This is a genomic window from Flammeovirga aprica JL-4, assembly GCF_012844305.1.
In the GTDB taxonomy this organism is placed as follows: domain Bacteria; phylum Bacteroidota; class Bacteroidia; order Cytophagales; family Flammeovirgaceae; genus Flammeovirga; species Flammeovirga aprica.
Window position 1 is genome coordinate 1 of the sequence record NZ_JABANE010000302.1, and the last position, 1,156, is coordinate 1,156.

The 1,156-nt window shown below is 30.6% G+C and carries 1 protein-coding gene; it reads right to left on the bottom strand.

Annotated elements, in window-relative coordinates; genetic code table 11:
* Nucleotides 1–61 precede the first annotated feature (61 nt).
* The gene (locus tag HHU12_RS34020; protein WP_169661164.1) at nt 62–1,138 is read right to left on the bottom strand and encodes an IS701 family transposase; all 1,077 of its coding nucleotides are present in this window, start codon (nt 1,136–1,138) and stop codon (nt 62–64) included.
* Nucleotides 1,139–1,156 lie beyond the last annotated feature (18 nt).

Below are 1,156 nucleotides of genomic sequence, written 5' to 3' on the forward strand. Positions count from 1 at the left end.
ACTGACCTTTCGCTCTCTTAAAATTTGCGAATGGTTAAAATATTGATAAGTAGATGCTAATTCAAGCTGTTCTTAGACGGTTTAATTCCTCTAAAGCAGCATTTAGCATTTTCAATCTCAATTTTGCCATAAGGGCAAAATGATTTAAACGTTCTTTGATTTTAAGTCTTTCTAGTTCTATGTATGCTAACATAGAAGCAAAAATGTGGTTCTTTTGTGTCACTTCCATTTTAGTTGGTGATTTACTCAAAAGCGTATTCTGTTTAAGTGATTTATGTAATTCCTCTACTTTCCATCTTTTTTGATAGATCGTAGTGATTTGGTTATAATCTGCTTCAATTTCATTAGTCACTAGATATAATACACCTTCAGAATAATCTTTGTTTTTAAAGATTTGCTTTACAAGTCTTACAGGGAAATCTAACCCTTTTATATAGACTTCAAGCACTTCTTCTTTGTTGATATCTAGAGAAGAAACCTCTACAAATTTACCTGCATATTTGTCTTCTTTACTTAAAGCTACACGCCTATTTTTCTTTAAGGGACATACAAAATACTTTTTGAAACGCTTATGAATTTGTTTCATATTATCATTTGAAGAAAACCAAGTGTCAAATAGTATGTATTTGAATTTTAGTCGATTATCATATAGAAGAGTGGATAACTTATCAATAACAAGTTCATTTTTGTTCTTTGCACTTTTGTATTTTGTTTTACCCTCTTTATCTATAAATTCTTGATCCTTCACGATGACTTCAAAACCTACAGGACAATTTACTGTAGTTTCATCTTCCAAGGTGGTCGATAAAAGAAAGTTCAAGATATTTATCCCTTTAATAGATTTACCTTTGGTATGGTCAAAATGATAGTTTACAATAGTATTTATTGAACTATGAGGTTTTTCAGAAATCGTATCATCAACAGAAATAACAGAATCTTCACTTTCAATTTTTCTGGCAAAAGGTTTTACAGATTTCCAAAATAATTGACTATCTAAACTTGGATCAGCAAGCATATCACTGATATAATCATGCTTCACCAAGTTGTCTGTTGAAGCAGAAAGCCCTGTAGCTGTTGCTTGGTGATCTTCGGCTAATAAATAATCTCTATATAGTTCAAATGCATCAAATCTTTTCATAGAATAAAGATCGACTTT

Excerpts from the sequence above, each read along its gene's own strand:
- HHU12_RS34020 (WP_169661164.1), bottom strand. The coding sequence starts at position 1,138 with ATGAAAAGATTTGATGCATTTGAACTATATAGAGATTATTTATTAGCC.